Origin of the sequence: Niastella koreensis GR20-10 (assembly GCF_000246855.1) — a bacterium.
Taxonomy (GTDB): Bacteria; Bacteroidota; Bacteroidia; order Chitinophagales; family Chitinophagaceae; genus Niastella; species Niastella koreensis.
In genome coordinates, this window is sequence record NC_016609.1 from 5649171 (window position 1) to 5676153 (window position 26983).

Below are 26983 nucleotides of genomic sequence, written 5' to 3' on the forward strand. Positions count from 1 at the left end.
AGCGGAAAGCCTACAACTAAAATGTATTTGGCTTTGAGCTTTAGCCTTTAGGCTTTAAGCCGCTTTCCTGTGGAATATGAATTGCATTAACGATTGACAATTCACTATAAACTCAAAAACAAGTATGCCGTCTAAAAAAATCGTCGACCTGTTAGGTGACAAAGCCTCCTATCTATTGGAACACAAGGCTACCGCAATTGACAAATCAACAATTACCCTACCCTCTCCCAATCACATTGAAGAAATCTGGGTCAACAGCAACCGAAGCAACCAGGTGTTGCGCAGTTTGCAAACCCTGTTAAGTCATGGCCGTTTGGCCGATACCGGTTTTTGCAGCATCTTCCCGGTAGATCAGGGCATCGAGCACAGTGGTGGCTCAGCCTTCGCTCCCAATCCAATTTATTTCGATCCTGAAAATATTATCAAACTCGCTATTGAAGGCGGTTGTAATGCAGTAGCCAGTACATATGGCGTATTGGGCATTATGAGCCGTAAATATGCACACCGCATTCCTTTTATAGTAAAGATCAATCACAACGAATTTTTAAGTCTGCCCAATAAGTACGATCAAACTATGTTCGGTACTATCAGAAGTGCATGGAACATGGGTGCAGTAGCAGTGGGCGCTACTATTTACTGGGGTTCTGCCGAAAGCGCCCGCCAGTTAAAGGAAGTGGCCGAAGCGTTTGAAATGGCGCACGAGCTGGGCATGGCCACCATCCTGTGGTGCTATACCCGTAACAACGGGTTTAAAGTTGATGGGGTGGATTATCATACTGCCGCCGACTTTACCGGCCAGGCCAACCATTTGGGTGTTACATTGCAAGCCGATATCATAAAACAAAAACTACCCACCAATAACGGCGGTTACCTGGCTACCAAACACGGTAAAACATCACCGTTAGTGTATGAAAAACTCACTACCGATCACCCTATCGATCTATGCCGTTACCAGGTATTGAATTGCTACAGAGGACGTGTTGGTTTAATCAACAGTGGCGGCGAAAGCAAAGGCTCCAGTGATCTGGCCGATTCAGTATACACGGCTGTTATCAATAAAAGAGCCGGTGGTATGGGTTTGATCCTGGGCCGTAAAGCATTCCAGCGCCCGATGAAAGAAGGCATCGAGTTGTTGAATGCCACGCAGGATGTTTATCTCGACAAGGATATTACCGTAGCTTAATAATATCGAACGCCGAATGTCGAAGTAAATACACTTCTACATTCGGCGTTCATCATTCAATATTCGACATTACATTCCTTTGGATTTCCATTCGCTTAAATTCTTATACACCTGTGGTGTTATCCGAAGCGCGGCCATGCCCGATAAAAAGCTGCTGGTGTGAATGCCAACTACATACCGGCTGTTGCCCGATTTAACCCAAATGGGTGCGCCGCTTTGACAACGCTGTACCTGCTGATCGTAGCGAATCTGGCTGGCAGTCACTGAACGAACATTCAACTGGGCAAACCACAACTGGTTGGTCATATTCATTAACGCTTCCTTCAATTTTGGCGCACTCTGCAGTTCAGTTTCTTCTTCCTGTCCTTCGCCGCCCAGCTCAGCCTGTTGTTCATACTGCCGTTGATACTGACCCTCAAAAATACCCCGTTGATGCTGGAATTGCCGTTTCTGGAACCGGAGGAAAGCCTGCCTGGTATGTTGAATAATGGGGTAATCTGCCAGGTTCAACGTAGCTGCTTCCAGCAGTTCATCTTTCATGGCAGAAAATCCAAACGTACCTGTTTGATTGCCCAGTGCAGAATTGTTGGGCAGAACAATGGCCGCATAATCCTGGTTCCGGTTTTTTGCTTTTGTCCAGCCTGCCACAGATTTGAAGATCCTGGCAACAGCGGAACCATATGGGCGGCTCTCATTACTTAACCCGGGTATAACTTCAATACTGCGGGCCCAGCCGCCATGTTCATGTAAATAAACACAATGCCCTGTTGTAATAACTGTACGCGGGCCAATAAAAAAACCTGTTCCGTACCAGCGGGTATTGTCGCTGGCAGTAATAATTAACCGGCAAATAGCCCTGAAAGGAAAAGTAGTGGAATCATTTACCGGCATACGGCCTTCCAGCTCTTCTTCTATTTCGCCCATAACCGGTTGTGTTTGTTGTAGCTTTATCATTAGTTCGCCATAACTGGCAAACACGGCATCCAATGGTTGATCGCCTTCCATTTCCATCCCTGGTTCTTCCAGTACGTCTTCGCGAAGCGCCATACCTGCCTGTGATAACACATTCGAGGTTTCGCGGTGCATTTCTTCCGGTCTTAATGAAGAAAAGCCAGTTCCCTGACCTACTTGTTCCGCTTCAAACACAGGGGTTTCGGACAAAACTTTTCTTCTTTGTTCAACTTCGGAAACTGTTTCTGAAAATGTTTCTGAATGACCGCCATTGGGTCTTTGCGACATGGTTTTAGTGCCCATAAAATTTTGTTTTCTGGTTAGAAAATGTTGATATAAACCCGGCCGGAGTTCACAAAAGAAATAACAAACCTAACAGCGAGTAAAGGCAATACTTTATCTGAACAATAAAGTATAAACACTAACCAGTTTTTTCGGTAGCAAAAAAATTCAGGTGCGCAATATAGAATAAATAAAATATCAGAAACAATGATCCTGCTTAGGTTTCCGCGTTTTTTAACGCCTTATCGTTATTGCCGGCAGAAAATAAAAAAGTGAGTTACTGTTAACAGCAACTCACCTGTATTTACCGTCTCAACTTAATTTTTTTACCAGCCATGGCGCCCGTGACCATGTCCATACCCATGTCCACGGCCATGCTCTTCATACCCACGGTCTTCATAACCACGTCCTTCATAATGGCCATATGCATGCCCGCGCGGACCACCATAATAACTTTCCCGGTAATAACCACCACGTGGACCGCAATCGCGAATTACCGGTTGATGCCCGTAATAACCTCTGTAACGGGCGTATACTACCCGATCGTTATAAAAGTGCGTATATGGTCTTGGACTGTTGCAAACCACTTTATAACCGCTATACAGGTCATAATCGCGGCAACGCGCGGGTAAATTGTACGAGAACACCCAGTTGGGCCCGTTCAGGTAAACGAACTGGCGTTGGGGAACATAATAGTAGCATTCAATATCAGGCAGGTAATAATAATCGGCAGATGCATAACCGGCAGGCGCCCACTGGGGTTGCGCTCCAATGTTCACGCTTACACTAACCTGCGCTTTTGATTGCAGGGTAGCTGTAGTTAAAAAGGCAAGTAGAGGCAAGATTGGTAAAACCCGTTTCATAAATCATCGATTTGGTTACTAATATGAATCCAAAATACATGCCTTATCGATATGTAAATGTGGACAACCCAACAATTAACAAATTTTAAGATATAAACTGGTTTCCAATTGGTTAAACCGTTAAAAACAGCTTAAAATTGCTATTTGCATTAAGCCTTTGCAATCTTTTAAGAAATGAACACTTTTCAAAATTCGTTTATACCTTTATGGGGCTTATGAGATCAAATATACGGGGGTTGATGCACTCCTCCTTTTTCCTTTTTCATTTGGTAGCGGCTACTTTTGTTTGGGTATTTGTATGGCGGCATGCCTGTAAGATGGATATCGTTTACGATGAAGCTTCTTCTTTCCGGTTATTAAAAATGGGAATATACCGCGCATTGCCCGGCGTTGCCAATACGCACTGGCTGAACAGTTTTTTCATGCGGTTAACGATGACCTTTAATGATTCGGTTGTTTGTTTGCGCCTGCATTCCATAATCGCTTTTCCGTTTTTTGCACATGGTATATACCGGCTGGCAACACATATAAAAAATAGCGGGGCACAGCTTGCCTTCTATTGTTTAGCCATATTCAATCCCTACGTGCTCGATTTCTTTTCCCTGGCAAGGGGCTATGGCATGGCGATTACCTTTCAGGCCTGGACCATCCTGTTCGTTATAAAAGCGGTTCAAACGGAATTTAATTACCGGTTGTGGCTACGGGTAGTTATCCTGAGTGCATTGACGCTTGGCGCCAATTTATCGTACCAGTACACCGTCATGGCTATTACGGGCGGGTACCTGATCTATAACAGTTTTACCGATTATTTTTTTAGCTGGTATACCAACAAACAAAAAAGAAGAATAACCTGGCTTTTTGTTTTGATGCTGTTCCTTGCCACCGTTGACCTATTGTTTATAAAGTATTATGGCAAGGACCTGGAATTTGGCGGCAGGGAAAATTTTATATCCTCTGTATTTAGCTCGTTCTGGGAATATAGTCTTTATAACGCCGGTTACATCTCCCTGTCTATATGGCTGGGCTGGTGCACCCTTGTATTGATAATAGCAGCCAGTATCTATTTTATTATAAAAACCGTCCAACAAAAAAAAGCAGGCGTTGGAATTATCGCCGCTTTCATTACCGGCGGTATTTTTTTACTGGGCATTATTTTTCACCTGGTCTTTAATACGCCCTTTATTACGGGCAGAACTGCGTTGCAATGGTATGTGCCGGGATTGTTCACCATCTTTTTATTTATCGGTGATTGGAAGCTGCCTGCAATGAAATATCGTTTTATCTGTTATGGTGCAGGAATGGTAACCGGGATGCTGGTAATTTTTCATTTTGCCACCAACCATGGCAGCAGCCGTTGCCTGGAATATTATATAGAAGATCCCACCCGCCAGCCGCTGTACGATCTTTACGCGCAACACCCTAAACATCCTGCTATTTCTTTCTGGATCTTTGGTGTTTATAACGACTATTATTCACTGGTAGACTCACTAACCCCGTCAGCGATAACCTTCAAAGAATTTTCCAACAGGCCATTAAAGAGTAAAGACATCCAGATCCTGAATGAAAGCGATTACATTATTGTACATACCAAAACCACTACCAATTACCTGGATAGTGCCCATATTTCTTATACTATTCTTAAAACCTATGCGGGCAGTGAATTCAAAATTTTAAAGCTCAATCACTGATCGTCAAAAAAAAGACAGCCAGCCATGCGGCCGACTGTCGTGATCTAGCAACCCCTAAACCAGCGAAATCGTTAAACAGGTAATTTTTCAGAGCAACTTAACGATGCTTACTATGAACAAAGCTTTACCTGCTACTAATTAAAGCCGGTACTAAGACACCTCTCACCTCCGGGATATCTTTACCTATAATTTTATGTTAAATACATCCATGTGAGTTATCCAGCTCACATGATTGCATCATGTTATCCTATGTATTTTTTATTCCTGTGAAACTGTGCCATGCAAATAATTTTCATTTCTAGCACCAATGATCAAATCCAGCGTTAAACGCTATTCGTAAAGCAGTACAAGATCTAATAGGGAGGAGTTTGCTATATCCGTTTGTTCCTGCAAGTTAGTGTTTAGGAGAAAATAAAAAAATATTTTTTGGGATTTTTATTAATAAAACGAATGAGCAAATTTTCCTTGAAGGGCACGCTTGAACAGCGTTTGCGCCGATTTGTATTTTTAGTTTTCATCCTTCATCACGGCTGCGCTCATTTGTATTGCAATTCAACAAAATACACATACCATCATATAAAAAAATCCCGCCTATGGCGGGATTTTTTGTGAGTAGTGAGTGTGCTCGCTACCTTGAAGATGTTTGAAAAATTGGAAACCCACTGGCCACTTCACTTTCGTATTGTGACTTAGTGACTTAGCTGTTAAAATCCTTTTTTCGGTTCCTCTGCTGGGGTGCCTTTGGCATTCTCGGGTAACTGTATGGCCAGGAACTCGTTACCGGCCAGCACCAGTTTGGCGGCCTCCTGTATGTCTTTAGGCGTTAGCATGTTCACATACTTCTCATAATGAACAAACCTGTCGGGGTCATTGCCTTGCGATTTAACCTGCAACAGCTTTTCAACCCATGCCCCGTTATCTTTTATGTCCAGCTTATGTTGTTCAAGCCATTGCTTTTTCACCTTATTCAGGTAAGTGGTATCAGGCCCTTTTGCAACCATCTCATTGAATTCAATTTGAATGGCTTTTATCAGGGTATCAACCTTTTGTGGCCCACAGGGTAATTGTACTACAAAACTATAATTGCTGTAGGGATACTTTTCCAGCTCGGCATAGGTGCCGCCACCATAAATACCCTGGATCTTTTCACGCAACTCCTCAATGATGCGAATGTTCAGCACTTCACTCAATGCATGGGCTTTCATTTCAACAGCTTCACTATAAGGCGTTTCGCCGGTAAAAAACCCAAGAATCAGGCTTTGCTGTTCCTTGCCTTTACTAACCGTTAGTGTTTTTTTACCTTCTACCGGGCGCACTTTATTATCTACAAAGCTGAATTTTTTACCGGTAGCCGGTAAACTGGCAATGTATTTTTCAATCAACGGCTTTATCTCCCCTTCTTTAAAGCTGCCGCTAAATACGAACTGCATGCCACTGACATCGCCAAAATGTTCTTTGCGAATGGCCAGCACCCGGTCGTAGCTGATTTGATCGAAGTACTCACTGTTAGGTACGACAACGGGCGCCAAAGGGTTGTTATTGAACAATAATTTATACAGCGTATCGGCAAAAGCCGCCCGCGGGTTGGCACTGATGTTGGCATACTGCAGTTTATTCTTTTGAATAAATGCCCTGAATAAAGCGGTATCAGCGCGTGGGGCCGTACATTGCAGGTAAACGAGTTGAAGCATAGCTTCCAGGTCTTTTACGCTGCTGCTGCCACGGAAACCTTCTGAGATGGGTGAAAACACAGGTTCCAGGCTAACGGTTTTACCAGCCAGTACCTTACTTAAATCGGTAGGCGAAAACTGGCCCAGGCCCATGGCGGTGGTAACTGGTACCATATACTCTGCATTATATTTATCGGCCACGCCATATTCGTTTTTACCACCGGGGCGGGTAGCGCCCATAATGATCTGGTCGCCCTTGAAATCGGTTGATTTCAGGGTTACGGTAACACCATTGCTTAATTTATATTCAGTGGTGCCCAGCAGTGCATTTTTTGTAACCGACAACACTTTACCGGGAGTGGGTGCTTTACTCAATAACGTAGCGGCCACCGCTTTTTCTTCATAAGGCATTATATCGGCTTTTGCCTTTGCATCGATGATGGCCAGCAGCTCTTTATCAGTTGGCGCGGTGTTGTCGTTTGTTTCGGGACCGCTCATGTACACAAACAGGTTTTGCTGGTCTTTTATCTCCTTCGACACCTCATTCACTTCGTTGAGGGTAATAGCAGGTAACATAACCTTTACATACTCAAATTCCTTTTCAATACCGGGTATGGGTTCCTGGTCTAAAAAGTTATTCATGTATTCCTCTACCAGGTCGGCCGATTCAGTTTTAGTACGGTTGTTATACGTTCGTTCATATTGCGCCATTACTGTTTTCTTGGCACGTTGTAATTCAGGCTGCGTAAACCCAAACCGTTTTACCCGCTCAATTTCCTCCGCCAAAGCATTGGTGGCCTTTCTTATATCGCCGGTGCCTGCCGCCGCCATGGCGTTAAAGCTTTCATACCCGCGGGCATACGAATCAAAATCAGCGCTGCCATAAATGAACGGCGGGTTTTCTTTCTGCGTTATTTCCTGCAGGCGTTCATTCAGCATGGAAATAAACATCTGTTGAATCAGCTCCTTGCGATAATCGCTGAGAGTTACCGAAACCGGTTTTTTAATAGCGGGATAATTAATGGAAACCCGGTAACCGGTAGCTTCCTTATCGGTTACCACCATGGCCTTTGAAGAATTGTAAGAGGGCACATCGGCATATTCCCTTTTACGTTCGGTGGGCGGGTTGGTTAATGAAGCAAAATGTTTTTTTACCATTTCCTCTGCCTTCAGGGGATCAATGTCGCCCACTACGATCACAGCCATCAGATCGGGCCGGTACCAGTCTTTATAAAAACGGCGAATGTTATCAACCGGGAAGTTCTGGATAATGCTATCGATACCTATTGGTAAGCGCTTGGCATACTTTGAACCTTCAAACAAATGCGGATACACTTTTCTGAAAATGCGGTCATTGGCTCCCTTACCCATCCGGCTTTCTTCCAGGATAATAGCCCGCTCACCATTGATGTCATCGGTAAGGTAGGTTACATTATGCGCCCAGTCTTCCAGCACCTGGAAGCCTTTTTCGAGGTTACCGGGTTTATCGGTAGGAATGGGCAGAATGTATACCGTTTCATCAAAACCGGTATAGGCATTCAGGTCGTTCCCAAAGCCTACGCCGATATTCTGCAAAAAGGAAACGATGTCGTTCTTTTTGAAATGGGTAGTGCCGTTAAAGGCCATGTGCTCGGCCATGTGGGCCAGCCCCTGCTGGTCTTCTTCTTCCTGGATAGAACCGGCATTCAAAACCAAGCGCAATTCAACCTTCTGCTCAGGCTTTTTATTCTGCCGGATGTAATAGGTTAATCCATTCGGCAGCTTTCCGATCTTAACTTTTGCATCAACCGGTAACTTGCTTTGCCCGTTCAATTGTGCGGTAGTATGCTGAATAACCAACATACCAACCAGCAGCAACAGCCACCGGCATGCAATACGCAGGGAGTACATCATGATAGTTTTTTTTGTGCTACAAAATTATTAGGGACGATCAAATAACTAATGGCCGTTGATAAAAAAAGGCCCTCCTACGCTAAAGCTTCGGCGGGCAAGGCAGACGGCAGGCGGCAAACGGCAAACAGCCCCGTCGCGGCAACAAAGAACTCAGAACTGAGAACAGAGAACTAAGGACTAAGGACTAAAAAAGCCTGGCATTACTACCAGGCTTCTTTGTTATAACATCTTTCAATAATGTCTACTTAGCCACTTCTTCTATCACATGTCCTATACAACCGCTGGGCATCTGGATGTGCAGCATAGCCGCCACGGTAGCCGCTATATCGGTCATATAAACTTCGCGGTTGGTTTTGCCTTTTGGAACGTTCCAGCCGTAAAACAGTAAGGGAATGTGAGAATCATATGGGTTCCAGGCACTGTGAGTGGTACCTGTACCGCTTCCTTCCATATAGCCCGATTGCAGCATTACCTGGATATCGCCACTTAAATGCTGGTTATACCCATTGGCTATCATATCACGCTGTTTTGCGTTTAAAGGCACTTCCATCAGTTTATTCAGGTCAATTACCTGGCCAACTTCGGGTTGAAGAATGAGGTATTGCATGATCGCTTTCTTTACCGCATTTGCATCCAGTTTCATGCTGTCCATCAGCTGGTGGTTGAGGTAGATCTGGTGATTGAAGTTCCCAATGATCAGTTTTGAAGAACCGAACTTCTCATTCAGGATCTTACCCAGGTCGGTAGACCAGCGGGCTGCAGGCGCTATACCACCGGGCAGTTTATTTTCTTTGCTGAAGCCGGGAACGTGGGCTACCGCATGGTCGGCAGATAAAAACACCACATATTGTCCTTTGCCAACTTTGGCGTCGAGGAAATTAAAGAAGCTGCCGAGGTCTTTATCGAGACGCAGGTAATCATCTTCCTGCTCTACCGAATTAGGACCAAATGCGTGACCGATATAATCTGGTGAAGAAAAGCTTACAGCCAGCATATCGGTGATATTGTCAGCGCCCAGTTGTTCGCCAATAACCGCGGCTTTGGCTATTTCAACCGTCATGGAATTACCATAAGGTGTGCTGCAGATGGCGCCGTAGTTGGTACCGGCAAATTTCTTAAGATCGTACGGGAAAGCTTTTTGTTCTACACCAAAGGGAGTGCCTTCGTAGCTTTTTTCATCAGCAGTACTTTGTATATACGAGTTAATGGGATACAAAGTATTCCAGCCCATGCTATAGTATTTATCAGCCAGCTTTTGTGCATTGAAGTCCTGCATCCATTTAGGAAGTTCCTTCATGTAATAGGTTGAGGTGATCCAGTTTCCGTTGCGGCTGTCGTACCAGTATGCAGCGTTCGCTGAATGACCGGCTGGTAAAATACCGCCTCTGTCCTTAACGGCAACGCCAATCACTTTACCTTTAAAATTGGTGGCCATTCTCAACTCGTCGCCAATAGTGGTAACCTTCATGTTAAAAGGGCTCATGGCACCGGGAGCGCCAGCTTCCGCACCAACAGTTGATACGGTTGAGTCTTCTGTACAATACACATTCTTGTTCCGCTGCGGATCGTACCAGCCATTACCAACAATGCCATGAATAGCGGGCACGCTGCCGGTGTAAATACAGGTATGGCCGCAGGCAGTGATCGTTGGCACGTAAGGTACCATCGTGTTCTCGCAGGAAAAGCCCTGGTTCAGGAAACGTTTAAAACCACCATCGGCAGCATAACGATCATAAAACCGGTACAGGTAATCCCAACGCATTTGGTCTATAACAATTCCTACAACTAATTTAGGTCGGTTAACAGTAGTTGAAGCGGCTGTGGTTGCAGCTGTGCCTGTTTTGGTTTGAGCGGGTGTTACAAACCAAAACAGCATAAAACAACTTGTTGCTAAAAGAAGGCGCATTAAAAAAAGTTTTGGCAAAGATAACCGGCTACATAACCCCAAACATTAAAATTTGATAAAATCATGAACTCAAACGATTGCTTAATGTTTTGACAAACAGGTTATTTGAAGGGTCCATATTTTCTAAGTTTTAGAATATCATTTCCAATATTCGCCGTCATTCTCCGTTAAACGATACAGCCATTAAACCGTCCTGCAAGGTTATCAAAACATTAAAAACGTTACCTTTGCGCCATTCGCCAAAAACAGCAATAACCCTATAAATAAAATCCATATTATGGCAGATATTTTTGAAAGATTACTAAAGAATCAAGGTCCTATAGGTCAACATCGCGAAAGAGCTCATGGTTATTTTGCATTTCCTAAACTGGAAGGTGAGATTGGAAGCAGAATGAAGTTCAGAGGTAAAGAAATGATTGTGTGGAGTTTAAATAATTATCTGGGGTTAGCTAATCATCCTGAAGTACGGAAAGCCGATGCAGACGGCGCTGCTCAGTATGGCCTGGCATTGCCGATGGGCGCCCGCATGATGAGTGGAAACAGTAATAACCACGAGTTGCTGGAAAAAAAGCTGGCCGCTTTCGAAAGTAAAGAAGATGCCATTTTATTGAATTTTGGTTATCAGGGTATGGTAAGCCTTATCGATGTGTTGTGCAGCCGTCACGACATCATTGTTTACGATGCGGAGAGCCACGCCTGTATCATAGATGGTGTTCGTTTGCACCCCGGTCACCGGTATGTATTCAAACACAACGACATGGAAGACCTGGAAAAGCAGCTGCAACGCGCTACTGCCCTGATCGAAAAACAAAAAGCAGGTGGTATCCTGGTTATTACTGAAGGGGTATTTGGTATGGCCGGCGACCAGGGAAAACTGAAAGAGATCGCAGACCTGAAATCTAAATATGAGTTCCGTTTGCTGGTTGATGACGCCCATGGTTTTGGTACCCTGGGTAAAACCGGCGCAGGCGCCGGCGAAGCACAGGGTGTACAGGACGCCATTGATGTGTACTTCTCTACGTTCGCCAAATCTATGGCTTCTATCGGCGCTTTCATCGCCGGACCTAAGGCAATCATCGATTATATCCGTTATAACATCCGCAGCCAGATCTTCGCTAAAAGCTTACCCATGCCATTGGTAGTTGGTAACCTGAAGCGCCTGGAGCTGTTGCAAACCCGTCCTGAGTTGAAGGAAAAACTGTGGGATGTGGCCACCAAACTGCAAAAAGGTTTGAAAGAAAGAGGTTTCGACATTGGTAATACCGACTCTGTGGTTACACCGGTATACATGAAAGGTGGAGTTGAAGAAGCTACCGCCATGGTAATGGACCTGCGTGAGAATTATGGTATTTTCTGCTCAATTGTGGTTTACCCGGTAATTCCAAAAGGACATATCATTTACCGCCTTATTCCTACCGCGGTTCATACCGATGAGGATATTCAAAAAACGCTCACTGCCTTCTCAGAAACCAAACAAAAGCTGGATGCCGGTGCTTACAAAGTATCGGCCATTCCTGATATGGCAGAAGCTTAGTCGTTGATTTTATCTTAACATGGTGTAAAGCCCATAAAACATATTGATTCTCAATATAAATTTTTGATCCCGGAGCAACGCTTCGGGATTTTTTTTGTTAATTACCCAAAAGCCCGGAATATTAAATAAGAAATTATACGAATAAGCGTTATTACTTATTATAGATCAAGGTTTCAAGTGTATATTGAAGAAGTAAAATTGCCAGGCATGTAATGAACTTTATTCCGGTACCCAAACATCAATATCTATGAAAGCGGTCTGCGTGCTGGCCCTGCTGATGCTTTTGACGGCTAAAACAGCAACCGCACAAAGTAATAGGCTACCAGACAGTGTAAATGTGCTGATCCGTTTACACCCGCGGGATGTTAAAAATCCGCTGGTAGATAGTGTATTAGTGATATTCGACCGCTTTGACCGTACCGGCGCCGGCATTGTAAAACACGTTTACCACCCCACCGATAATCAGTTCACCGTTTTCAAAGTTCCGGAAGGAAAATATTACATCAGCATTTATTGCCTGGGCTTTTACCGCGATACTTTCAACGATCTTATGTTCATCAGCAAACGGCATAGCAATAACCTGCGCTATAAATTAAAGCGGAATGAAGCGTATATGCCAGGCACCTACCTTCCCGATATGGAAGTTGATTTTACCAATTTAGCTATTACCAATATTAAGTCATTCAGGTAGTCTGAACCGGAGTGAGATGCTTGGAATGGTTGGGAAATGTCCACGCTTACGGCAAAAAAAATAGCCTCCCGGAGGGGAGGCTGCACTAATCAAATACCATTAACCATTAAACCTTATCCTATGAAAATTCAAATATAGTGTGAATATCTCAAAGCATAGGTCTTATCGTTATGAAATTTTATGCGTTGATAAGTATAATTGATTTAAATCAATGCTAAGATAAGTTTATTTATTTATCAAAAACGGCAATGTTTTCCACGCTGCAACCCGTTACAATGACATATAATTACTTTATATATTTTGTTGTTTAATTGCCCCAACTCACGCCTATCTACACTGTTTTACATAATATACTGAGAACATAGTTTTTAAATGTGAAGCCCGGCACCTCTTGATGATGGTCAAGAATAACCGACAACTACCGGGTAAGTTATTATGGATGGTTTATATATCTTACTACCATTGCGACTTAAAGCTTTTCTGATACTCGTCAAACGAAACCTTGCCATATTTGCCTTCACCGAAATATTTAGCGATCAGTTCAAACTCATTGGGCGCCAGGAAACCGGGTATGGCCTGTGGCTCTCCATCCACCGGAATAATTACCGTTGTAGGATATGATAAATTGCCATTGGTAAGATAGATGGCAAAATCGTGGGTCTTATGTCTTTGGTTGAAATCAAAGGTCCGGCCATTCCAGGTAATGCTTTTGTGCCCCTCTGCATCGAACTTAACGGGGTAGAACTTCTGCTGTACATAGGCCGTTACATCCTTATTGTTGTATGTTTTTTTATCCATTGCTTTACACCAGCCACACCAGTCGGTATACAGGTCAATCAACACGGGGCGCTTTTCCTTCTTCAGGCCAGCCGTTGCCTCATCCAGGCTCATCCATTTCAATTTCTCCGCTGTATTTTTATCAAAGCTCTTTTTCTCTGCTTTAAGGGCCGGCTTTTCAGCACATGAAAAAACAATTAACCAACAAAACAAAACCGACAATTTCAATGTTTGCATGTGTATTTTTGTTTAACACCTAAATTTAAGTCATTCCATGCACAAAATAGTGTTGGCCATTACGGGCGCCAGTGGCAGTATTTACGCCCGCTTACTGATTGAAAAACTGTTGACCATTAAACAACAATGGCAGGATGTTGCTGTAGTAATGACCGATAACGCCAAACAGGTGTGGGAAACCGAATTGGGAAATAACGACTATACCCAATACCCCATTCAATTTTATTCTAAAAACGACTTCAACGCGCCTTTTGCTTCCGGTTCGGGCCGGTATAATACCATGATCATCGCTCCCTGCTCTATGGGCACCCTGGGCCGGATTGCCGGCGGCATTTCAAGCGACCTTATTTCCCGTGCGGCCGATGTAGTGTTAAAAGAACGCCGCAAGCTAATTTGCCTGGTACGTGATACGCCTTATAACCTTATTCATATTCGCAATATGGAAACTGTTACCCTGGCCGGCGGTATCATTTGCCCCGCTACCCCTTCGTTTTACAGCCGTCCCACTACCATTGAAGAGGTAGTGGCCACAGTAACTGACAGGGTGCTTGATTTGGCGGGGTTGGACATTAGCACTTATCGATGGGGAAATGAACCCCAATAAATATTGAATGTTGAATGTCCAATGTCGAATTAAATACAAAATGTAAAGATCAAATACTTCAAGATTCAATATTGGACATTCGATATTCGACATTAAAAAAGGGACTGTATAATTACAATCCCTTTTCTTGTATAAATAAGCTTCTTATTATCGTAAGTCTACCACTTCTACCCCGGGAAACTTGGCTTTATCAAACACAAACTGGTTGTCGGGAATGTTGGCGTTTCCGTTCATGGTATTGATGGTATACACCATTACGTTACCTGATTTATCCAGGATGCGGGTGCTGTTGATAGTCTGGCTTTTTTTATCAACCAGTACATATACTTTGTGGAATGGTTTGTTTTTATCGGTGGGGGTCATTTCAATTTCCTGCAGTGTTTTTTTGTTCACCACTTTATCGCCGTTCAGCTTGTACAGGAAATCCTTGTCGTAAAAGCTGGTGAAGATCTTCTGCATGCTGATGGTGCTGGCAGAAGGATCGGGTTTGGTGATGGTTACTTCATTGGCCGATTTATCGTACGTCCAGATGTTGGTGCCATCGCAGAATATTTCCTGGCCTGTACCGGCAATGCTAACCCGGTAGCGGCTGCCTTTCAATGACACGGTACCTTTCTTGGTTCCCAGTAAACCGCCTTTGGCATCTTCCTGACGCAGGGTAAATGCTGCTTGTACCGCTTTAAACGTTTTGAACTTCGCGCTTACACCGTCCAGTACTTTCTTGGCGGCGGGGTCGTTTTGCTGACTAAAACTTATGGTGGCTATAAAAAAAGTAGAAATTAATACAATTAGGCTTTTCATTATATGAATACTTTGTGTAAAGGCCGCAAAGATAATTGGTTAAACCTATTGCGGCAATAATAAGACGTGATTTGTTGCCCCGGGTTGTAAAATATGGCCACCTTAACAAAATTCTAACCTATATCGTTTAGCAGCATTTCCAGGTCGGCTTCCGTCTTAACCAGCACGTCGCGGGCCTTACTACCCTGGCTGGGGCCTACAATCCCGGCTGCTTCCAGCTGGTCCATCAGGCGGCCGGCCCGGTTATAACCCAGTTTCATGCGCCGTTGCAATAAGGAAGTGGAGCCCATCTGGCTGTTTACGATCATCCGAGCGGCACTTTCAAACAGGGTATCCCTGTCTTCCAGGTTCAGTTCCTTCCCTTCAAATTGCTTCTCGTCCACATATTCCGGCAAAAAGAATGCCTGGGGGTACCCTTCCTGAGTCCCAATAAAGTCGCAGATACTGTCTACTTCGGGGGTATCCACAAAAGCGCACTGCAAGCGCGTAATTTCCCCATTATAGCTGATAAGCATGTCTCCCTTACCAATCAACTGTTCGGCACCGCCTGCATCCAGGATGGTCCGGGAGTCGATCTTGGAGGATACTTTAAAGGCTATCCGCACGGGGAAGTTGGCTTTGATAGTCCCCGTAATGATGTTTACCGACGGGCGCTGGGTGGCAATGATCAAATGGATGCCTACCGCACGCGCCAGCTGCGCCAACCGGGCAATGGGCATTTCCACTTCTTTACCGGCCGTCATGATAAGGTCGGCAAACTCATCCACCACCAGTACTATAAACGGCAGAAACTGGTGACCTTTTTGCGGGTTCAGTTTGCGCTTTATAAATTTCTCGTTGTATTCCCGGATGTTACGGGCGCCGGCTTCCTTCAACAGGTCGTACCGGTTATCCATTTCAATACAAAGGGCATTCAGGGTATGAATTACCTTTTTGGTATCGGTGATGATGGCTTCATCTTCACCCGGTAATTTGGCCAGAAAATGCGTTTCAATATGGCGGTACAGGCTCAACTCCACCTTCTTGGGGTCAACCAGTACCAGCTTTATCTGCGAAGGATGTTTTTTATACAATAACGACACCAGGATGGCGTTCAAACCAACTGATTTACCCTGACCGGTAGCACCCGCCATCAACAGGTGCGGCATGGTGGTAAGGTCAACGATAAAATTCTCGTTATCGATCTTCTTCCCAATTGCGATGGGTAAACTGAAACTGTTGTTCTGGAATTTTTCCGACGACAGCATGCTGCGCATACTCACTACCGTCTTCTTCACATTAGGCACTTCTATACCCACGGTACCTTTACCGGGGATGGGTGCAATAATACGTATACCAAGCGCCGCCAAACTTAACGCAATATCATCTTCCAGGTTTTTGATGCGCGAAATACGCACCCCGGCCGCCGGTACAATTTCATACAGGGTTACAGTAGGCCCTACCGTGGCGCTGATCTTCTGGATCTCGATATCGTAATTCTTCAGCGTATTGATGATCTGGTTCTTGTTGGTCTCCAGTTCTTGTGGGTCCTGGATAATGCGTTCGCTGCCATGCAGCTCCAACAGTTCAAGACTGGGGAATTTATAATCGCGCAGTTCGAGCGACGGATCGTACGGTTCCTGCGAAATAACTTTCTCGATCTTTGGCTCTTCAATGGGAACTTCAGGCTGGTCTACCTCGGGATACGCTTTTATTTCCAGTTCCAGTTGAGCAGGATCAGGCTTTTTATTCCGGCCATTTTTCCCAATTACCGGTGTTACTTCTACAGGCGCTTCTTCTACATCCTCTTCCATTTCTTCTACCTCCTCATCCCAGGGCGCCTCGTCCCCTTCTCCATCTTTTTCAACCAACTGCAAATCCATTGGTTCTTCTTCGGGTTCTGTAAGGGGTGATTTTTTAAGCACGCCCAGTCCTTCTTTCAGTTTATTGCCAAGTGGTTTTACAACCGGTGTTTCTTTATCTTCTTTAGCTAATACCGGTACTACTTCTTTAACCGGTTCTGCTGGTTTGGGTTTGGATAATGTTGGTGCTTTGAAAACGGGGTTAAACCGCCAGATCACGTAGGCCAGTCCGCCCAACAATAATAAAGCGGCCGTACCAACGCTGCCAATCATTCGCACCAGCCAGTCGCTGCCCATATTACCTACAGCCCCGCCCCAGGCGAATGCACCGCCCCGGAAAATAAATGCCAGCACCACACTAAAAAACAACAGGCTTACGATTACGTAACGCACGTTGCGCCAAAGGTTAAATACTTTGGCACCCAGCAATGCATTTACCCCGATTACAAAAAACAGGCTGCAGAACATGAAGCTGGCTGCACCAAATCCTTTATAGAAAAACAAGTGTGAAATATACGCGCCGAGGTTGCCGAGCAAATTCGTGGTTTTCACGTCTTCACCGGGCAATAAGATAGCTGCACCCCTGAATACCTTGTCCTGGTCTTCCTTCCAGGTAAACAGGTATGATGCAAAGGCGATAAATAAGAAAAGGCTGATCAGGATGGAGAAAGCACCAGCAATTTTATGGGTACGCTCGTCTTTTACTAATTGCTTAACCGTAACCTGAGCTTCTTTTTCAGGCTTGAAACTGTCCGATTTTGCTGGCTTTTTCTTTTCTGCTTTGTCTGCTTTTAAGCGGTTGGCCATGGGCACAAAGATAAGTAGTTTAAGGTTCAAGGCACAAGAAAGAAGACACAAGGAAATGCCCTGATACTATATGTTAACTTTTTGTTTGAAGAAGGAAAACCTGTTTCAGGTTTCAGGTTACAGGGGAAACAGCCTGTTACAACTTTGCATTCCCTGCAACCTGTAACTTGTAACCTGCAACCGGCATCAGGTAACCGGGAACGGCCCTACCATTGGCACATTAGCTAATTATCACATTAGCACATTGTTCTTTTTTGTATTTTCACCCTAGAAACTAACGCCCTACGGGGCAATTTATGAGCACTAACAGCCATCCCCGATTTGTATCTGCTAACACTAATCGCTACCATCCTTTTCATAAGGCCTTCAAACATACATTTTTTTATATCCTGCTTTTTTGTTTTGTAAACAATAGTTATTCACAGTGGGCAGATTCGATGGTGGTGGAAGCATCTGACATCCGCTTTCAGAAAGCAATAGGCAAACAAACGCTGTTCACTTCCGCTCCTAAAAACGAAGTAAAGGATGCAGATATATACAAATTACCCTATAAACAAACCCCGGGTCATTATTTACCGCATCAACTGCCGAGCAAGCTGGTTGAACGGGATTGTTTTTTAGAATTTGCTTTAAAGAACAGCGCCGATACCGCCATTTCCGTTTGTTTTATTCCTGGCTCCTACTGCCGCCTTATCACCCTGTTTAAAGCGCAGATCGATAATATTCCGGGCACGTTAATCCGGTTGCCCGACAGTCTTATAAACGACGACCGGAATAACGGCGTAAAACGCATTCATTTGCTGCCGCATGAAAAAGCCGTGTTCTTTTCCCGGTTCAACTTTGTGCGTACCAACGTAAACTCCCTGATTCCCCGCCTTATCATGGACGACTACCTGAAGCAATGGACCACATTACAACGTGAACGCGATGGCATGCTGTATGTGTTTACCTATACCGTGTCGGGCGTATTGTTGTTCATGATCTTTTATTCACTGGCGGTGTATATTCAAAGCAGGAACAAGGAATTTGTTTTTTATGCCGGGTATACTTTTCTTACCTGCTCGTTGTTGTTCCTGAAATCTTACTTCGACACCACCGCCAACTGGTTCAATTTTTTCTATGAGGAGTACCTCGATTTTATGATCATGACGGCCAGCGTGGTCGTTTACCAGATCTTCATGCGCAAATTCACCAACAGCAAAGAAGTGTATCCCCTGCTTGATAAAATACTTCGTTATTTCAACATCCTGCTTATTTGCGCCAGTATTGTTTTCTCTGTTGTTTACTTTTTTACCGACTGGTACATTATGCTGAACATTATGGAGAACGCAATTAAACAACTGTTCTTTGTAACCGGTGTAGTATTTATTGCCTATAGCATTAAGAAGAAGAACCCGCTGCTGAATTACCTGGCGGCCGGTAATTTCTCCCTGATCTTTTTGTCAGTTATCTCCTATATCATCATCCTTACCGGCTGGAAACTGGTGCAGAAAGATCCTACTTCTATTTTTAACCGGGCGTTGTTCTATTATGAATTTGGACTGGTGTTGGAACTGGGGTTCTTTTTGTCGGGTTTGGCGTTCAAGAACCGCCGCGATATTATTGAGCGGGTAAAGGAACGCGAGCGGCTGAAACTGGAAAATGAACGTAAGGAATTTGATAAACAAATGGCGGTAATGGCGGCCAAACAGGAAGAGAGGAACCGCATTTCGGCCGATATGCACGACGAACTGGGTTCGGGCGTTACAGCCATCAGGCTGATGAGTGAGATCATGAAGAGCCGGTTAAAGGGCGATGTGGTACCCGAGCTGGAAAAGATCTCCAACTCAGCCAATGAACTGCTGGGTAAGATGAACACCATCATCTGGACCATGAAAAGCAGTAACGACACCCTTGAAAGCCTTATTGCCTACATCAGGGCGCACGCCATCGAATACTTCGACAGCACCCCTATTGAATGCAGAGTACAACTACCGGCGCTGATACCGCAGGCCGAAGTAAGCGGCGAAAAAAGAAGGAACATCTTCCTGAGTATAAAAGAAGCGCTGAACAATGCCATGAAACACTCCCAGGCATCGCAGATCCAGATCATTATTTCCACCAACGACAAATTGCTGATGATAAAGATCTGCGACAATGGCGTTGGCATCGACGCCGATAAACTGCGCCGTTTCGGGAACGGGCTCAGCAACATGCGCCGCCGGATGGAAAGCATTGACGGCTCTTTCAAAATTGAAAGTAAAATTGAAGCTGAGAAGAATTGCGTGCTGACGTTTGAAGCTCCAATTTAAGTTCCGAGTTCAGAGTTCCGGGTTCCAGGTATTTATTATCCTTTTCCTTTCAAAACTCCCAGGAACAGGAAGATCCAGCCTACAATAAAGAATACGCCGCCAATTGGTGTAATGGCGCCTATACCGCGCAGGCCAACTGTATTGGTAGCTGACAGGGCAGTTAATGCGTATAACGAACCGGAGAAGAGGATCATACCAATGATAAAGCACATACCTGCCCATTGCAGGTTCTTGCCGGGGAAACTTCCAAATAAAATAGCTACAGCTAATAACGCAAATACATGGTAGAATTGATAACGCACCCCGGTTTCAAAAGTAGTAACTGTTTCGGGGGGCACAATTTTCTTTAATCCGTGTGCGCCAAAAGCGCCCAACGCAACGGCCAGTGCACCTAAGAGGGCGGCCGTTTGCAGAAATCCTTTATGCATGTAAAACTGTTTGAATAAAGTCGTTCATGGATATGGCATCTTCCTTATGGATCATTACATCGGCCTGCTCATAATACATGCGGCGTTCGTTCAGTTTACGAATGATGTAATGTTTCAGGTCTTCGTCCCCGATATCTTTCAGTAATGGCCGTTGTACGCGCTCTTTTAAAAGCCGGTGCAGCAACACATCCACTGATGTATTGAGCCATACCACCGTGCCATACTTTTTCATGAATTCGATGTTGTTAAAGAAACAGGGGGTGCCACCGCCGCAGCTCAATACCATGTTGGTATTTTCATCCACGATCTTCTCCAGCACTATTTTTTCCTTACTGCGAAAGTATTCTTCGCCCGACTCACCAAAAATGTCCGGGATGCTCCGCTTTTCTTCGTCTACGATCACCTCGTCCAGGTCATAGAACGGTAAACTTAACTTTTGCGCTACCTGCTTTCCCCAATGCGTTTTTCCGGAACCCATGAAACCGATTAAGAATATCCTCATTACGTCGCAAGTTATTTAAAAGCGTTGAAACCGGTAACATCCATACCAGTGATCAGCAAATGTATGTCATGTGTGCCTTCGTAGGTAATAACACTTTCAATATTCATCATATGGCGCATAATGGAGTATTCGCCGGTAATGCCGGCGCCGCCGAGTATCTGCCGCGCCTCACGGGCAATAGCGGCTGCAATTTCGCATCCGTTGCGTTTGGCCATGCTAACCTGCTGGGGAGTGGCTTTTTCTTCATTCATCAAAATACCCAGCCGCCAGTTCAGTAACTGGGCCTTGGTGATCTCGGTGACCATTTCGGCCAGTTTTTTTTGCTGCAGTTGAAATGCCCCGATGGGTTTATCAAACTGATAGCGCTCTTTGGAATAGCGCAGGGCCGTATCGTAGCAATCCATGGCCGCCCCTACCACACCCCAGGCAATGCCATAGCGGGCGCGGGTTAAACAGCTCAATGGACCTTTTAAACCTTTTACATTGGGAAGAATATTTTCCTTGGGCACTTTTACATTATCAAACACCAGTTCGCCGGTGGCAGAAGCCCGCAGGCTCCATTTATTATGGGTGAGCGGCGCTGTAAAGCCTTTCATACCTCTTTCCACGATCAGGCCGCGTACCTCTCCTTCTTCGTCCTTGGCCCATACAATGGCCACTTTTGCGTAGGGCGCATTGCTGATCCACATTTTGGCGCCGTTAAGGACCACATGGTCGCCGGCATCGGTAAAATGGGTGGTCATGCTGCCCGGGTCGCTGCCATGGTCGGGTTCGGTTAACCCAAAACAACCCAGCCACTCGCCGTTCGCCAGTTTGGGCAGGTATTTGCGCCGCTGGTCTTCACTGCCGTATTCAAAAATGGGAAACATTACCAGGGAACCCTGTACGGAGGCGGTTGAGCGCACGCCGCTATCGCCCCGCTCCAGTTCCTGCATCATTAACCCGTAGCTGACATAATCCAGCCCGCCTCCGCCGTATTCAACCGGAATGGTGGGGCCAAAGCAGCCGAGTTCGCCCATTTGCTGAACGATCTGTTCGGGAAACTCCGACTTCTGGGCATATTCTTCAATGATGGGGGAGATCTCTCTTTTTACGTAATTGCGAACAGACTCTCTGACAAGTTTCTGTTCGTCGGTCAATAGCTCATCCAATAAGAAGTAATCCGGGCTGGTGAACAAATCGGTTCTGGTACCCATGACTGGCTGATTTTCGATATTAGGCTAAAAATAAGAAAAACTCCCTTCATCACCACATTTAACCATTCACCCCAACACCCCCACTAAAAAACCGTTCCATGCAACATGCGGTTAAAAGCCTTGTCTCTTATATAAACAACCTAAACAGATCATTTTGGAGCTGACTGCAAACATTATCCGGGATGAACTGGTGGAACGCTGTAAACAGGGTGATACCCAAAGCTTTCAGACGTTGTACCGGCAATATTCCAAAGCTATGTTTAACACCAGTTTACGTATCGTAAACAATACAGCCGACGCTGAGGACGTGCTGCAGGAGTCGTTCCTGGACGCATTTCGCTCCCTGCATGACTTTCATTACCGCAGCACCTTTGGGGCCTGGCTTAAAAAGATCGTGATCAACAAATCGATCAACATTCTGCGAAAACGGCGGAATGACCTGGTTGATATGGAAAACACCGAATTGCAGGCTTTACCGGAGGAGGAAGGCATAAACGAGGAAGAAATAAAATACCGGGTGGAAGAAGTAAAGAAGATGATCACCCGGTTACCCGATGGCTACCGAACGGTGCTAAGCCTGTACCTGCTGGAAGGGTATGACCATGAGGAAATTTCACAGATCCTGAATATTTCCCATAACACGGTACGTACCCAGTACGTACGGGCCAAACAAAAACTGCTGTCTTTAATTAAACAAGTGTGAAATATGAGTAAAGGTTTAGAGCAATTTATACGTGATAACCGCGACCAGTTTGATTCGGACGAACCCAGTGAACGGATTTGGAAAAAACTGGAACAGGAACTAACTGATGAACAAAACAAACAACAAAAAAGCAAGGGGCAGAAAACAATTGTACTAACCTTGCTGAGATGGAGCGCGGCAGCCGCCATACTGATCCTGGCCGGCATAGGCATATTCTCCCTGTTAAACAAGCGTTCATCCGATGGTGGCATTGTAAAGGAACAACCTGCATCCATCGATACCCCCAATGTAAATGATCAGTTGTTGAAAGAGATAAACCCCGGCTATGCGCAGGAGGTGTCTCAATTCACCCGCCTCATTGAGATGAAACAAAATGAGTTGAAAGAAATTGAAAAGGAAAATCCCAACCTGTATAAAAAGTTTGTTACTGGTATCGATAAACTCGACAGCTCGTATAACGCGTTGAAAAAAGAGCTGCCGGAAAATCCTAACCGTGAACAATTACTGGAGGCTATGATTGAGAACTTAAGGCTGCAGACTGAAATACTCAATCAACAATTAAGCATCATCAATCAAATCAAAGCATCAAAAAGCAACCATCATGAAAGTAATTCTAAGAGAGCATAAATTCCCCTTATTTATCGCGCTGCTGCTACTGACGACGCAGGTATTTGCTGAAGACCCATTGGTTGAAAAAAAGAAAACTTACACCAAATCCTACCCCGTAAGCAACAGTGATAAAATTTCCTTGACCAACCAATTTGGTGAAATGAAAATAAGCACCTGGGACAAAAATGAAGTGAGTGTTACTGTAACCATTACCGCCGAAGCCAAAACTGATGAAAGGGCCCAGGCCATTCTTGATAACATCAGCGTTGAAGACGGCAAAGGCAGTGACGGCGTATACTTTAAAACAAAGCTCGATAAAAACAAAGACAAAGACCAACAGTGGAGCAAGGGTGAAAAAACGAGTTTTCATATTGACTACGTAGTAAATCTGCCCGCACGCAATCCACTACAGGCAAAGAACGAGTTTGGCCCCATGACCATTGGCGATTACAATGGCGAGGTAACGTTGGAAAGTAAATTCGGCAGCCTTACTACCGGCAAGCTGAACAATGTAAAGAAAGTGGTAATTGAATTTGGCAAAGGCTCTATCGGCAGCATCAGCAACGGTAACCTGATAATTAAATTCTCAAAGGCGGCCATTGATAACCTGGACGGTTCGGTAAATGCTGTTTTTGAATATTGCGATATTGCCAAATTACGAGTCGATAACAGCACCAAAGCGCTTACCGTTAAAAACAGTTTCTCCAACCTGTACCTCGACCTGAACACCAATATCTCAGCCAACTTCGACATCAGCACCAACTTTGGCGAACTGCATAATAAAACCAGTTTCGACATCAAGGAAGAGGGCGATAACGACGATCGCCATGGCCCCCGGTTTAACAAGCGCTACCAGGGCAAGGCCGGCAGCGGCAACACCGAAATGAAGATAAAATCAGAGTACGGTCAAATAACGCTGGGCCATAACCTGAACATCGATATGAACAAAGACAAGAACAAGGATAAAGATAAAGACAAGGATAAGGATAGGAAGGGCACGGTAAGAATATAAAGTATAGCCAAAGTATAGCCATCAGTTGACAAGTTAACACGTTGACATGACGTTTCACGATCTTCAACTTGCAGTCAGCAGAGTCTTTGACTCGCTACAACGGGTCCCTCCCCCGACCTTTAAATCGGGGGATCCCGTTTTACAATAAAAAAGGCCCCGACTAAATCGTCAGGGCCTTTTTTATTGTAATGATAATCTTCGGAATTTCCCAAACATCCCATCCATCCCACAAATCGCAGTTCAGACAAATTAGAACACCCAATACCAGGTTATCCAGGTAGAGGGATCATCTACACTTACCTGGTCGTAGGTAAGGTCGCTGCTTTGTACAAAATAGTAATTGCCGGTACCGCTATACATTTGGGTGCGCGTTTGCTGCGCCGGTCCGGTTGCGGGCCAGGGCAGTTTACTGTTTACAGAATCCTGCGTAACCCTGGTAAGCCCGGTGGTTTTGGTTATGGATTGTTTTGTCCATGAACCACTGATGGCCACCAATGACAGCGGAGTATGCAGGGTATCGAGGTAAATGGTAAAGAACGCATCGCTGCCCTGTGTATTAGGCGCATACAGCAGGAAATAAAATTCTGCCGAATCGTTCTTGAGCGATTTGATATTAAAGGCATCGTTCACCCCATTCTGATGAAATCCGTCAAACGACACCCAGTAATTACCACCGGCCTGAGCCTGGCTGCGCCACCTGGTGATTGCATTTTTTACATCGGGGTTAAGCGGTGCAATATTAGGCCCTACCCCTTTAATGGTAGCGGCAGTACCATTTACCGTTACATTCATTACCTGGCTGGTAAGCGTACCGTCGGTAAAACTGGTAATACTAAAACCGGGAATAGTGTTTGAGCCATTAACTATAGGGTCAACAAAATATACCCCATTGGCCCAGAAATAATATTTTCTGATAGCTGAGGTAGCGGAAGCGCCGGAACCCCAGGATACTGTTACCTGTTTTTTGGTGGTATCAAATTGCAATTCGTAATCGGTACCGCGGTAGTTCAACCTTTTCCAGTAAGACAGGAACTTCCAGTAGCTTTTAAAGTTCTGCACGCCATTGTACACCTGTTTGCTTGACCATACGGTTTTATCGGCCTGGGTAGCTTTTTTGAAAGTGAGTTTGCTGCCGTTAACGCGGCCGGTAAGACTGATGCTGTCAGCAGTAACAGAATCGATCGCAAATTCAAAATCAGAACTCAACCCCACCCCGTAGGTGCCACCATTTTTTGAAGCATCGGGATCGCTCAGAATATGGATGTAGGAATACGTATCGAAGATAAGACTGGGTTGTTGCAATGCTTTTAACCGGAAGCTGCTTTCCTTGAGCACAGAGGAAGTAGTGCTGTCGAAATCGCTGTACATCTGTACCCGGTTGCTGTCGGTGAAGCTGAAATAAAACCGGAACAGGGTCCCCTGTGCCGTGTAAAGATTACCATTCCAGCCATATTGAGAACTGGTCATGGCAGTCTGGTAAGCTTTCAGTGTTTCGTTGATGCGCTCATCGGGCGATTTATCAAACACATTGTCGTCGCTGCGCTTACAGGAAGCCACCAGTATTATAGCGAGTAAATAATATAATATGTTCTTGTTCATACCTGTTTTTTGTTGGGTGAGTGCCTACTTTATCAATAGGTCTATGGAACTACGCGTGCGGGTTTGCAAACTGGCGAAGTTGATGCTCCACACGTCTTTAAAGTAATTTATAACGATTGCTTCTTTCTGACGCAATTTGGATACGGCAGCAGGGGTTTTAATTTTGCTTATCAAATCTTCATACTGCGGTTTTCCCAATGTGAGCATGATAGAGATCGTTTCCACAAAATCTTCATCGGGAGCACTTTGGGCATAGGCAGAAATAAATCCTCTTTCATGAGCCGTTGAATCGGTATCGTTGTTCCAGTTTGAGGTGTAGTCCCCTACTGAGATCTGTTTCCAGGCTACAGGGTAGTACACGGTCTGGTGCATGATGTGGCCAAATTCGTGTTCTATGGTATGGAACATTTGTATGATGTTGAAAGAATCGCTGGGCACATATCCCGCCATTCCTTTTATTCTGAAATCGTTCAGCACATACAGATCTATCTGGCGGCCTCCTTCAGCTGTACCCAATGTGATGGTACCATCGGTATTCCAACTGGCGCTGCCCACCAGTACAAAAAACTTAGGTATCAATTTCATCATAAAGGTTTTTCCCGCTTCTTTCACATAGTTATCTATCCATACTTTTTTTATGGAGCTCAGCACCGGGATGATCTTCGATTCATCGGGCGGGGTAAGTGTTTTATTAAAATCCAGTTCGCCCGCATCCCACTTGTATTTAGCGGTAACATTAAATGGAACGGTAAGGGTATCCCTGATCCAGGTATCTATGGGAGTGGTAGCCCAGGTATCGCCACCAAGGCCGGGGATCTGGCTCACATCGCCTAAATCGTCGCCCTTTTTACACGACGCAAAAACTGCGAGTGCCAGTACAACAAGGTATATTTTATGTTTGAACATATAGTAGGT

General features: G+C 44.9%; 21 protein-coding genes. 9 read left to right on the plus strand and 12 right to left on the minus strand.

What is annotated here, in order from left to right; genetic code table 11:
* Window positions 1–124 precede the first annotated feature (124 nt).
* Window positions 125–1183: a class I fructose-bisphosphate aldolase gene (locus tag NIAKO_RS22220; RefSeq protein WP_014220699.1), complete on the plus strand. Its 1059-nt coding sequence runs from the start codon at window positions 125–127 to the stop codon at window positions 1181–1183.
* A 69-nt stretch (window positions 1184–1252) separates the two neighbouring features.
* On the opposite strand, the gene NIAKO_RS37050 is transcribed toward NIAKO_RS22220, so the two are convergent.
* The gene (locus NIAKO_RS37050; RefSeq protein WP_014220700.1) at window positions 1253–2437 is read right to left on the minus strand and encodes a trypsin-like serine peptidase; all 1185 of its coding nucleotides are present in this window, start codon (window positions 2435–2437) and stop codon (window positions 1253–1255) included.
* 305 nt (window positions 2438–2742) lie between these two features.
* Window positions 2743–3279, minus strand: coding sequence for a hypothetical protein (locus NIAKO_RS22230; RefSeq protein ID WP_014220701.1), 537 nt, complete (start codon window positions 3277–3279; stop codon window positions 2743–2745).
* A 215-nt stretch (window positions 3280–3494) separates the two neighbouring features.
* Between NIAKO_RS22230 and NIAKO_RS22235 the strand changes: the two genes are divergently transcribed.
* Window positions 3495–4967, plus strand: coding sequence for a hypothetical protein (locus NIAKO_RS22235; RefSeq protein ID WP_133055367.1), 1473 nt, complete (start codon window positions 3495–3497; stop codon window positions 4965–4967).
* Between the two features lie 704 nt (window positions 4968–5671).
* On the opposite strand, the gene NIAKO_RS22240 is transcribed toward NIAKO_RS22235, so the two are convergent.
* Together NIAKO_RS22240 and pafA are read right to left on the minus strand one after the other, a co-directional pair.
* Window positions 5672–8530 (minus strand): M16 family metallopeptidase, encoded by a 2859-nt coding sequence (locus NIAKO_RS22240; protein WP_014220703.1) that lies wholly within the window; start codon window positions 8528–8530, stop codon window positions 5672–5674.
* A gap of 241 nt (window positions 8531–8771) precedes the next feature.
* Entirely contained in the window at window positions 8772–10436 is a 1665-nt protein-coding gene (gene pafA, locus NIAKO_RS22245) for an alkaline phosphatase PafA (RefSeq protein ID WP_041347152.1), read from the minus strand.
* A gap of 277 nt (window positions 10437–10713) precedes the next feature.
* Here pafA and NIAKO_RS22250 point away from each other — a divergent pair, with 277 nt between their 5' ends.
* Together NIAKO_RS22250 and NIAKO_RS22255 are read left to right on the plus strand one after the other, a co-directional pair.
* Window positions 10714–11970: an aminotransferase class I/II-fold pyridoxal phosphate-dependent enzyme gene (locus NIAKO_RS22250; protein ID WP_014220705.1), complete on the plus strand. Its 1257-nt coding sequence runs from the start codon at window positions 10714–10716 to the stop codon at window positions 11968–11970.
* A 247-nt stretch (window positions 11971–12217) separates the two neighbouring features.
* Complete coding sequence (locus tag NIAKO_RS22255; RefSeq protein ID WP_014220706.1) at window positions 12218–12661, plus strand: hypothetical protein; 444 nt, start codon at window positions 12218–12220, stop codon at window positions 12659–12661.
* Between the two features lie 456 nt (window positions 12662–13117).
* Here NIAKO_RS22255 and NIAKO_RS22260 read toward each other — a convergent pair whose 3' ends face one another.
* On the minus strand, window positions 13118–13675 hold the full coding sequence (locus NIAKO_RS22260) for a thioredoxin family protein (protein ID WP_014220707.1): 558 nt from the start codon (window positions 13673–13675) through the stop codon (window positions 13118–13120).
* 37 nt (window positions 13676–13712) lie between these two features.
* Between NIAKO_RS22260 and NIAKO_RS22265 the strand changes: the two genes are divergently transcribed.
* Window positions 13713–14279 carry a UbiX family flavin prenyltransferase gene (locus NIAKO_RS22265; protein ID WP_014220708.1) on the plus strand — a complete coding sequence of 189 codons (567 nt, stop codon included), beginning with the start codon at window positions 13713–13715 and terminating at the stop codon, window positions 14277–14279.
* 147 nt (window positions 14280–14426) lie between these two features.
* Here NIAKO_RS22265 and lolA1 read toward each other — a convergent pair whose 3' ends face one another.
* Window positions 14427–15080, minus strand: a complete 654-nt coding sequence (gene lolA1 / locus NIAKO_RS22270) for an outer membrane lipoprotein periplasmic chaperone LolA1 (RefSeq protein ID WP_014220709.1) — start codon at window positions 15078–15080, stop codon at window positions 14427–14429.
* A 113-nt stretch (window positions 15081–15193) separates the two neighbouring features.
* Window positions 15194–17728 (minus strand): FtsK/SpoIIIE family DNA translocase, encoded by a 2535-nt coding sequence (locus NIAKO_RS22275; protein WP_041347155.1) that lies wholly within the window; start codon window positions 17726–17728, stop codon window positions 15194–15196.
* A 296-nt stretch (window positions 17729–18024) separates the two neighbouring features.
* Here NIAKO_RS22275 and NIAKO_RS22280 point away from each other — a divergent pair, with 296 nt between their 5' ends.
* Window positions 18025–20019, plus strand: coding sequence for a sensor histidine kinase (locus NIAKO_RS22280; RefSeq protein WP_014220711.1), 1995 nt, complete (start codon window positions 18025–18027; stop codon window positions 20017–20019).
* Window positions 20020–20054: 35 nt separating this feature from the next.
* Here NIAKO_RS22280 and NIAKO_RS22285 read toward each other — a convergent pair whose 3' ends face one another.
* Genes NIAKO_RS22285 through NIAKO_RS22295 form a run of 3 tightly spaced genes read right to left on the minus strand, consistent with a single transcriptional unit; the run spans window position 20055 to window position 22145 of the window.
* A complete protein-coding gene (locus NIAKO_RS22285; protein ID WP_014220712.1) occupies window positions 20055–20447 on the minus strand; it encodes a DUF423 domain-containing protein in 393 nt (130 codons plus the stop codon).
* A complete protein-coding gene (locus NIAKO_RS22290; protein WP_014220713.1) occupies window positions 20440–20949 on the minus strand; it encodes a shikimate kinase in 510 nt (169 codons plus the stop codon). The genes NIAKO_RS22285 and NIAKO_RS22290 overlap by 8 nt, the downstream gene beginning before the upstream one ends.
* Before the next feature lie 11 nt (window positions 20950–20960).
* A complete protein-coding gene (locus NIAKO_RS22295) occupies window positions 20961–22145 on the minus strand; it encodes an acyl-CoA dehydrogenase family protein (RefSeq protein ID WP_014220714.1) in 1185 nt (394 codons plus the stop codon).
* A 154-nt stretch (window positions 22146–22299) separates the two neighbouring features.
* On the opposite strand from NIAKO_RS22295, the gene NIAKO_RS22300 reads away from it, so the two are divergent.
* The 3 genes from NIAKO_RS22300 to NIAKO_RS22310 are packed head-to-tail and all read left to right on the plus strand — an operon-like array spanning window position 22300 to window position 24469.
* The gene (locus NIAKO_RS22300) at window positions 22300–22848 is read left to right on the plus strand and encodes an RNA polymerase sigma factor (RefSeq protein WP_014220715.1); all 549 of its coding nucleotides are present in this window, start codon (window positions 22300–22302) and stop codon (window positions 22846–22848) included.
* A 3-nt stretch (window positions 22849–22851) separates the two neighbouring features.
* A complete protein-coding gene (locus NIAKO_RS22305; protein WP_014220716.1) occupies window positions 22852–23475 on the plus strand; it encodes a hypothetical protein in 624 nt (207 codons plus the stop codon).
* A complete protein-coding gene (locus NIAKO_RS22310) occupies window positions 23450–24469 on the plus strand; it encodes a DUF4097 family beta strand repeat-containing protein (protein WP_014220717.1) in 1020 nt (339 codons plus the stop codon). Before NIAKO_RS22305 ends, NIAKO_RS22310 begins: the two co-directional genes overlap by 26 nt.
* A 249-nt stretch (window positions 24470–24718) precedes the next feature.
* Here the strand turns inward: NIAKO_RS22310 and NIAKO_RS22315 are convergent, their stop codons facing one another.
* Together NIAKO_RS22315 and NIAKO_RS22320 are read right to left on the minus strand one after the other, a co-directional pair.
* Complete coding sequence (locus tag NIAKO_RS22315) at window positions 24719–26068, minus strand: DUF4302 domain-containing protein (protein ID WP_014220718.1); 1350 nt, start codon at window positions 26066–26068, stop codon at window positions 24719–24721.
* A 24-nt stretch (window positions 26069–26092) separates the two neighbouring features.
* Window positions 26093–26974 (minus strand): zinc-binding metallopeptidase, encoded by an 882-nt coding sequence (locus NIAKO_RS22320; protein ID WP_014220719.1) that lies wholly within the window; start codon window positions 26972–26974, stop codon window positions 26093–26095.
* Window positions 26975–26983: the final 9 nt, after the last annotated feature.

Excerpts from the sequence above, each read along its gene's own strand:
- NIAKO_RS22220 (WP_014220699.1), top strand. The coding sequence starts at position 125 with ATGCCGTCTAAAAAAATCGTCGACCTGTTAGGTGACAAAGCCTCCTAT.
- NIAKO_RS37050 (WP_014220700.1), bottom strand. The coding sequence starts at position 2,437 with ATGGGCACTAAAACCATGTCGCAAAGACCCAATGGCGGTCATTCAGAA.
- NIAKO_RS22230 (WP_014220701.1), bottom strand. The coding sequence starts at position 3,279 with ATGAAACGGGTTTTACCAATCTTGCCTCTACTTGCCTTTTTAACTACA.
- NIAKO_RS22235 (WP_133055367.1), top strand. The coding sequence starts at position 3,495 with ATGAGATCAAATATACGGGGGTTGATGCACTCCTCCTTTTTCCTTTTT.
- NIAKO_RS22240 (WP_014220703.1), bottom strand. The coding sequence starts at position 8,530 with ATGATGTACTCCCTGCGTATTGCATGCCGGTGGCTGTTGCTGCTGGTT.
- pafA (WP_041347152.1), bottom strand. The coding sequence starts at position 10,436 with ATGCGCCTTCTTTTAGCAACAAGTTGTTTTATGCTGTTTTGGTTTGTA.
- NIAKO_RS22250 (WP_014220705.1), top strand. The coding sequence starts at position 10,714 with ATGGCAGATATTTTTGAAAGATTACTAAAGAATCAAGGTCCTATAGGT.
- NIAKO_RS22255 (WP_014220706.1), top strand. The coding sequence starts at position 12,218 with ATGAAAGCGGTCTGCGTGCTGGCCCTGCTGATGCTTTTGACGGCTAAA.
- NIAKO_RS22260 (WP_014220707.1), bottom strand. The coding sequence starts at position 13,675 with ATGCAAACATTGAAATTGTCGGTTTTGTTTTGTTGGTTAATTGTTTTT.
- NIAKO_RS22265 (WP_014220708.1), top strand. The coding sequence starts at position 13,713 with ATGCACAAAATAGTGTTGGCCATTACGGGCGCCAGTGGCAGTATTTAC.
- lolA1 (WP_014220709.1), bottom strand. The coding sequence starts at position 15,080 with ATGAAAAGCCTAATTGTATTAATTTCTACTTTTTTTATAGCCACCATA.
- NIAKO_RS22275 (WP_041347155.1), bottom strand. The coding sequence starts at position 17,728 with ATGGCCAACCGCTTAAAAGCAGACAAAGCAGAAAAGAAAAAGCCAGCA.
- NIAKO_RS22280 (WP_014220711.1), top strand. The coding sequence starts at position 18,025 with ATGAGCACTAACAGCCATCCCCGATTTGTATCTGCTAACACTAATCGC.
- NIAKO_RS22285 (WP_014220712.1), bottom strand. The coding sequence starts at position 20,447 with ATGCATAAAGGATTTCTGCAAACGGCCGCCCTCTTAGGTGCACTGGCC.
- NIAKO_RS22290 (WP_014220713.1), bottom strand. The coding sequence starts at position 20,949 with ATGAGGATATTCTTAATCGGTTTCATGGGTTCCGGAAAAACGCATTGG.
- NIAKO_RS22295 (WP_014220714.1), bottom strand. The coding sequence starts at position 22,145 with ATGGGTACCAGAACCGATTTGTTCACCAGCCCGGATTACTTCTTATTG.
- NIAKO_RS22305 (WP_014220716.1), top strand. The coding sequence starts at position 22,852 with ATGAGTAAAGGTTTAGAGCAATTTATACGTGATAACCGCGACCAGTTT.
- NIAKO_RS22310 (WP_014220717.1), top strand. The coding sequence starts at position 23,450 with ATGAAAGTAATTCTAAGAGAGCATAAATTCCCCTTATTTATCGCGCTG.
- NIAKO_RS22315 (WP_014220718.1), bottom strand. The coding sequence starts at position 26,068 with ATGAACAAGAACATATTATATTATTTACTCGCTATAATACTGGTGGCT.
- NIAKO_RS22320 (WP_014220719.1), bottom strand. The coding sequence starts at position 26,974 with ATGTTCAAACATAAAATATACCTTGTTGTACTGGCACTCGCAGTTTTT.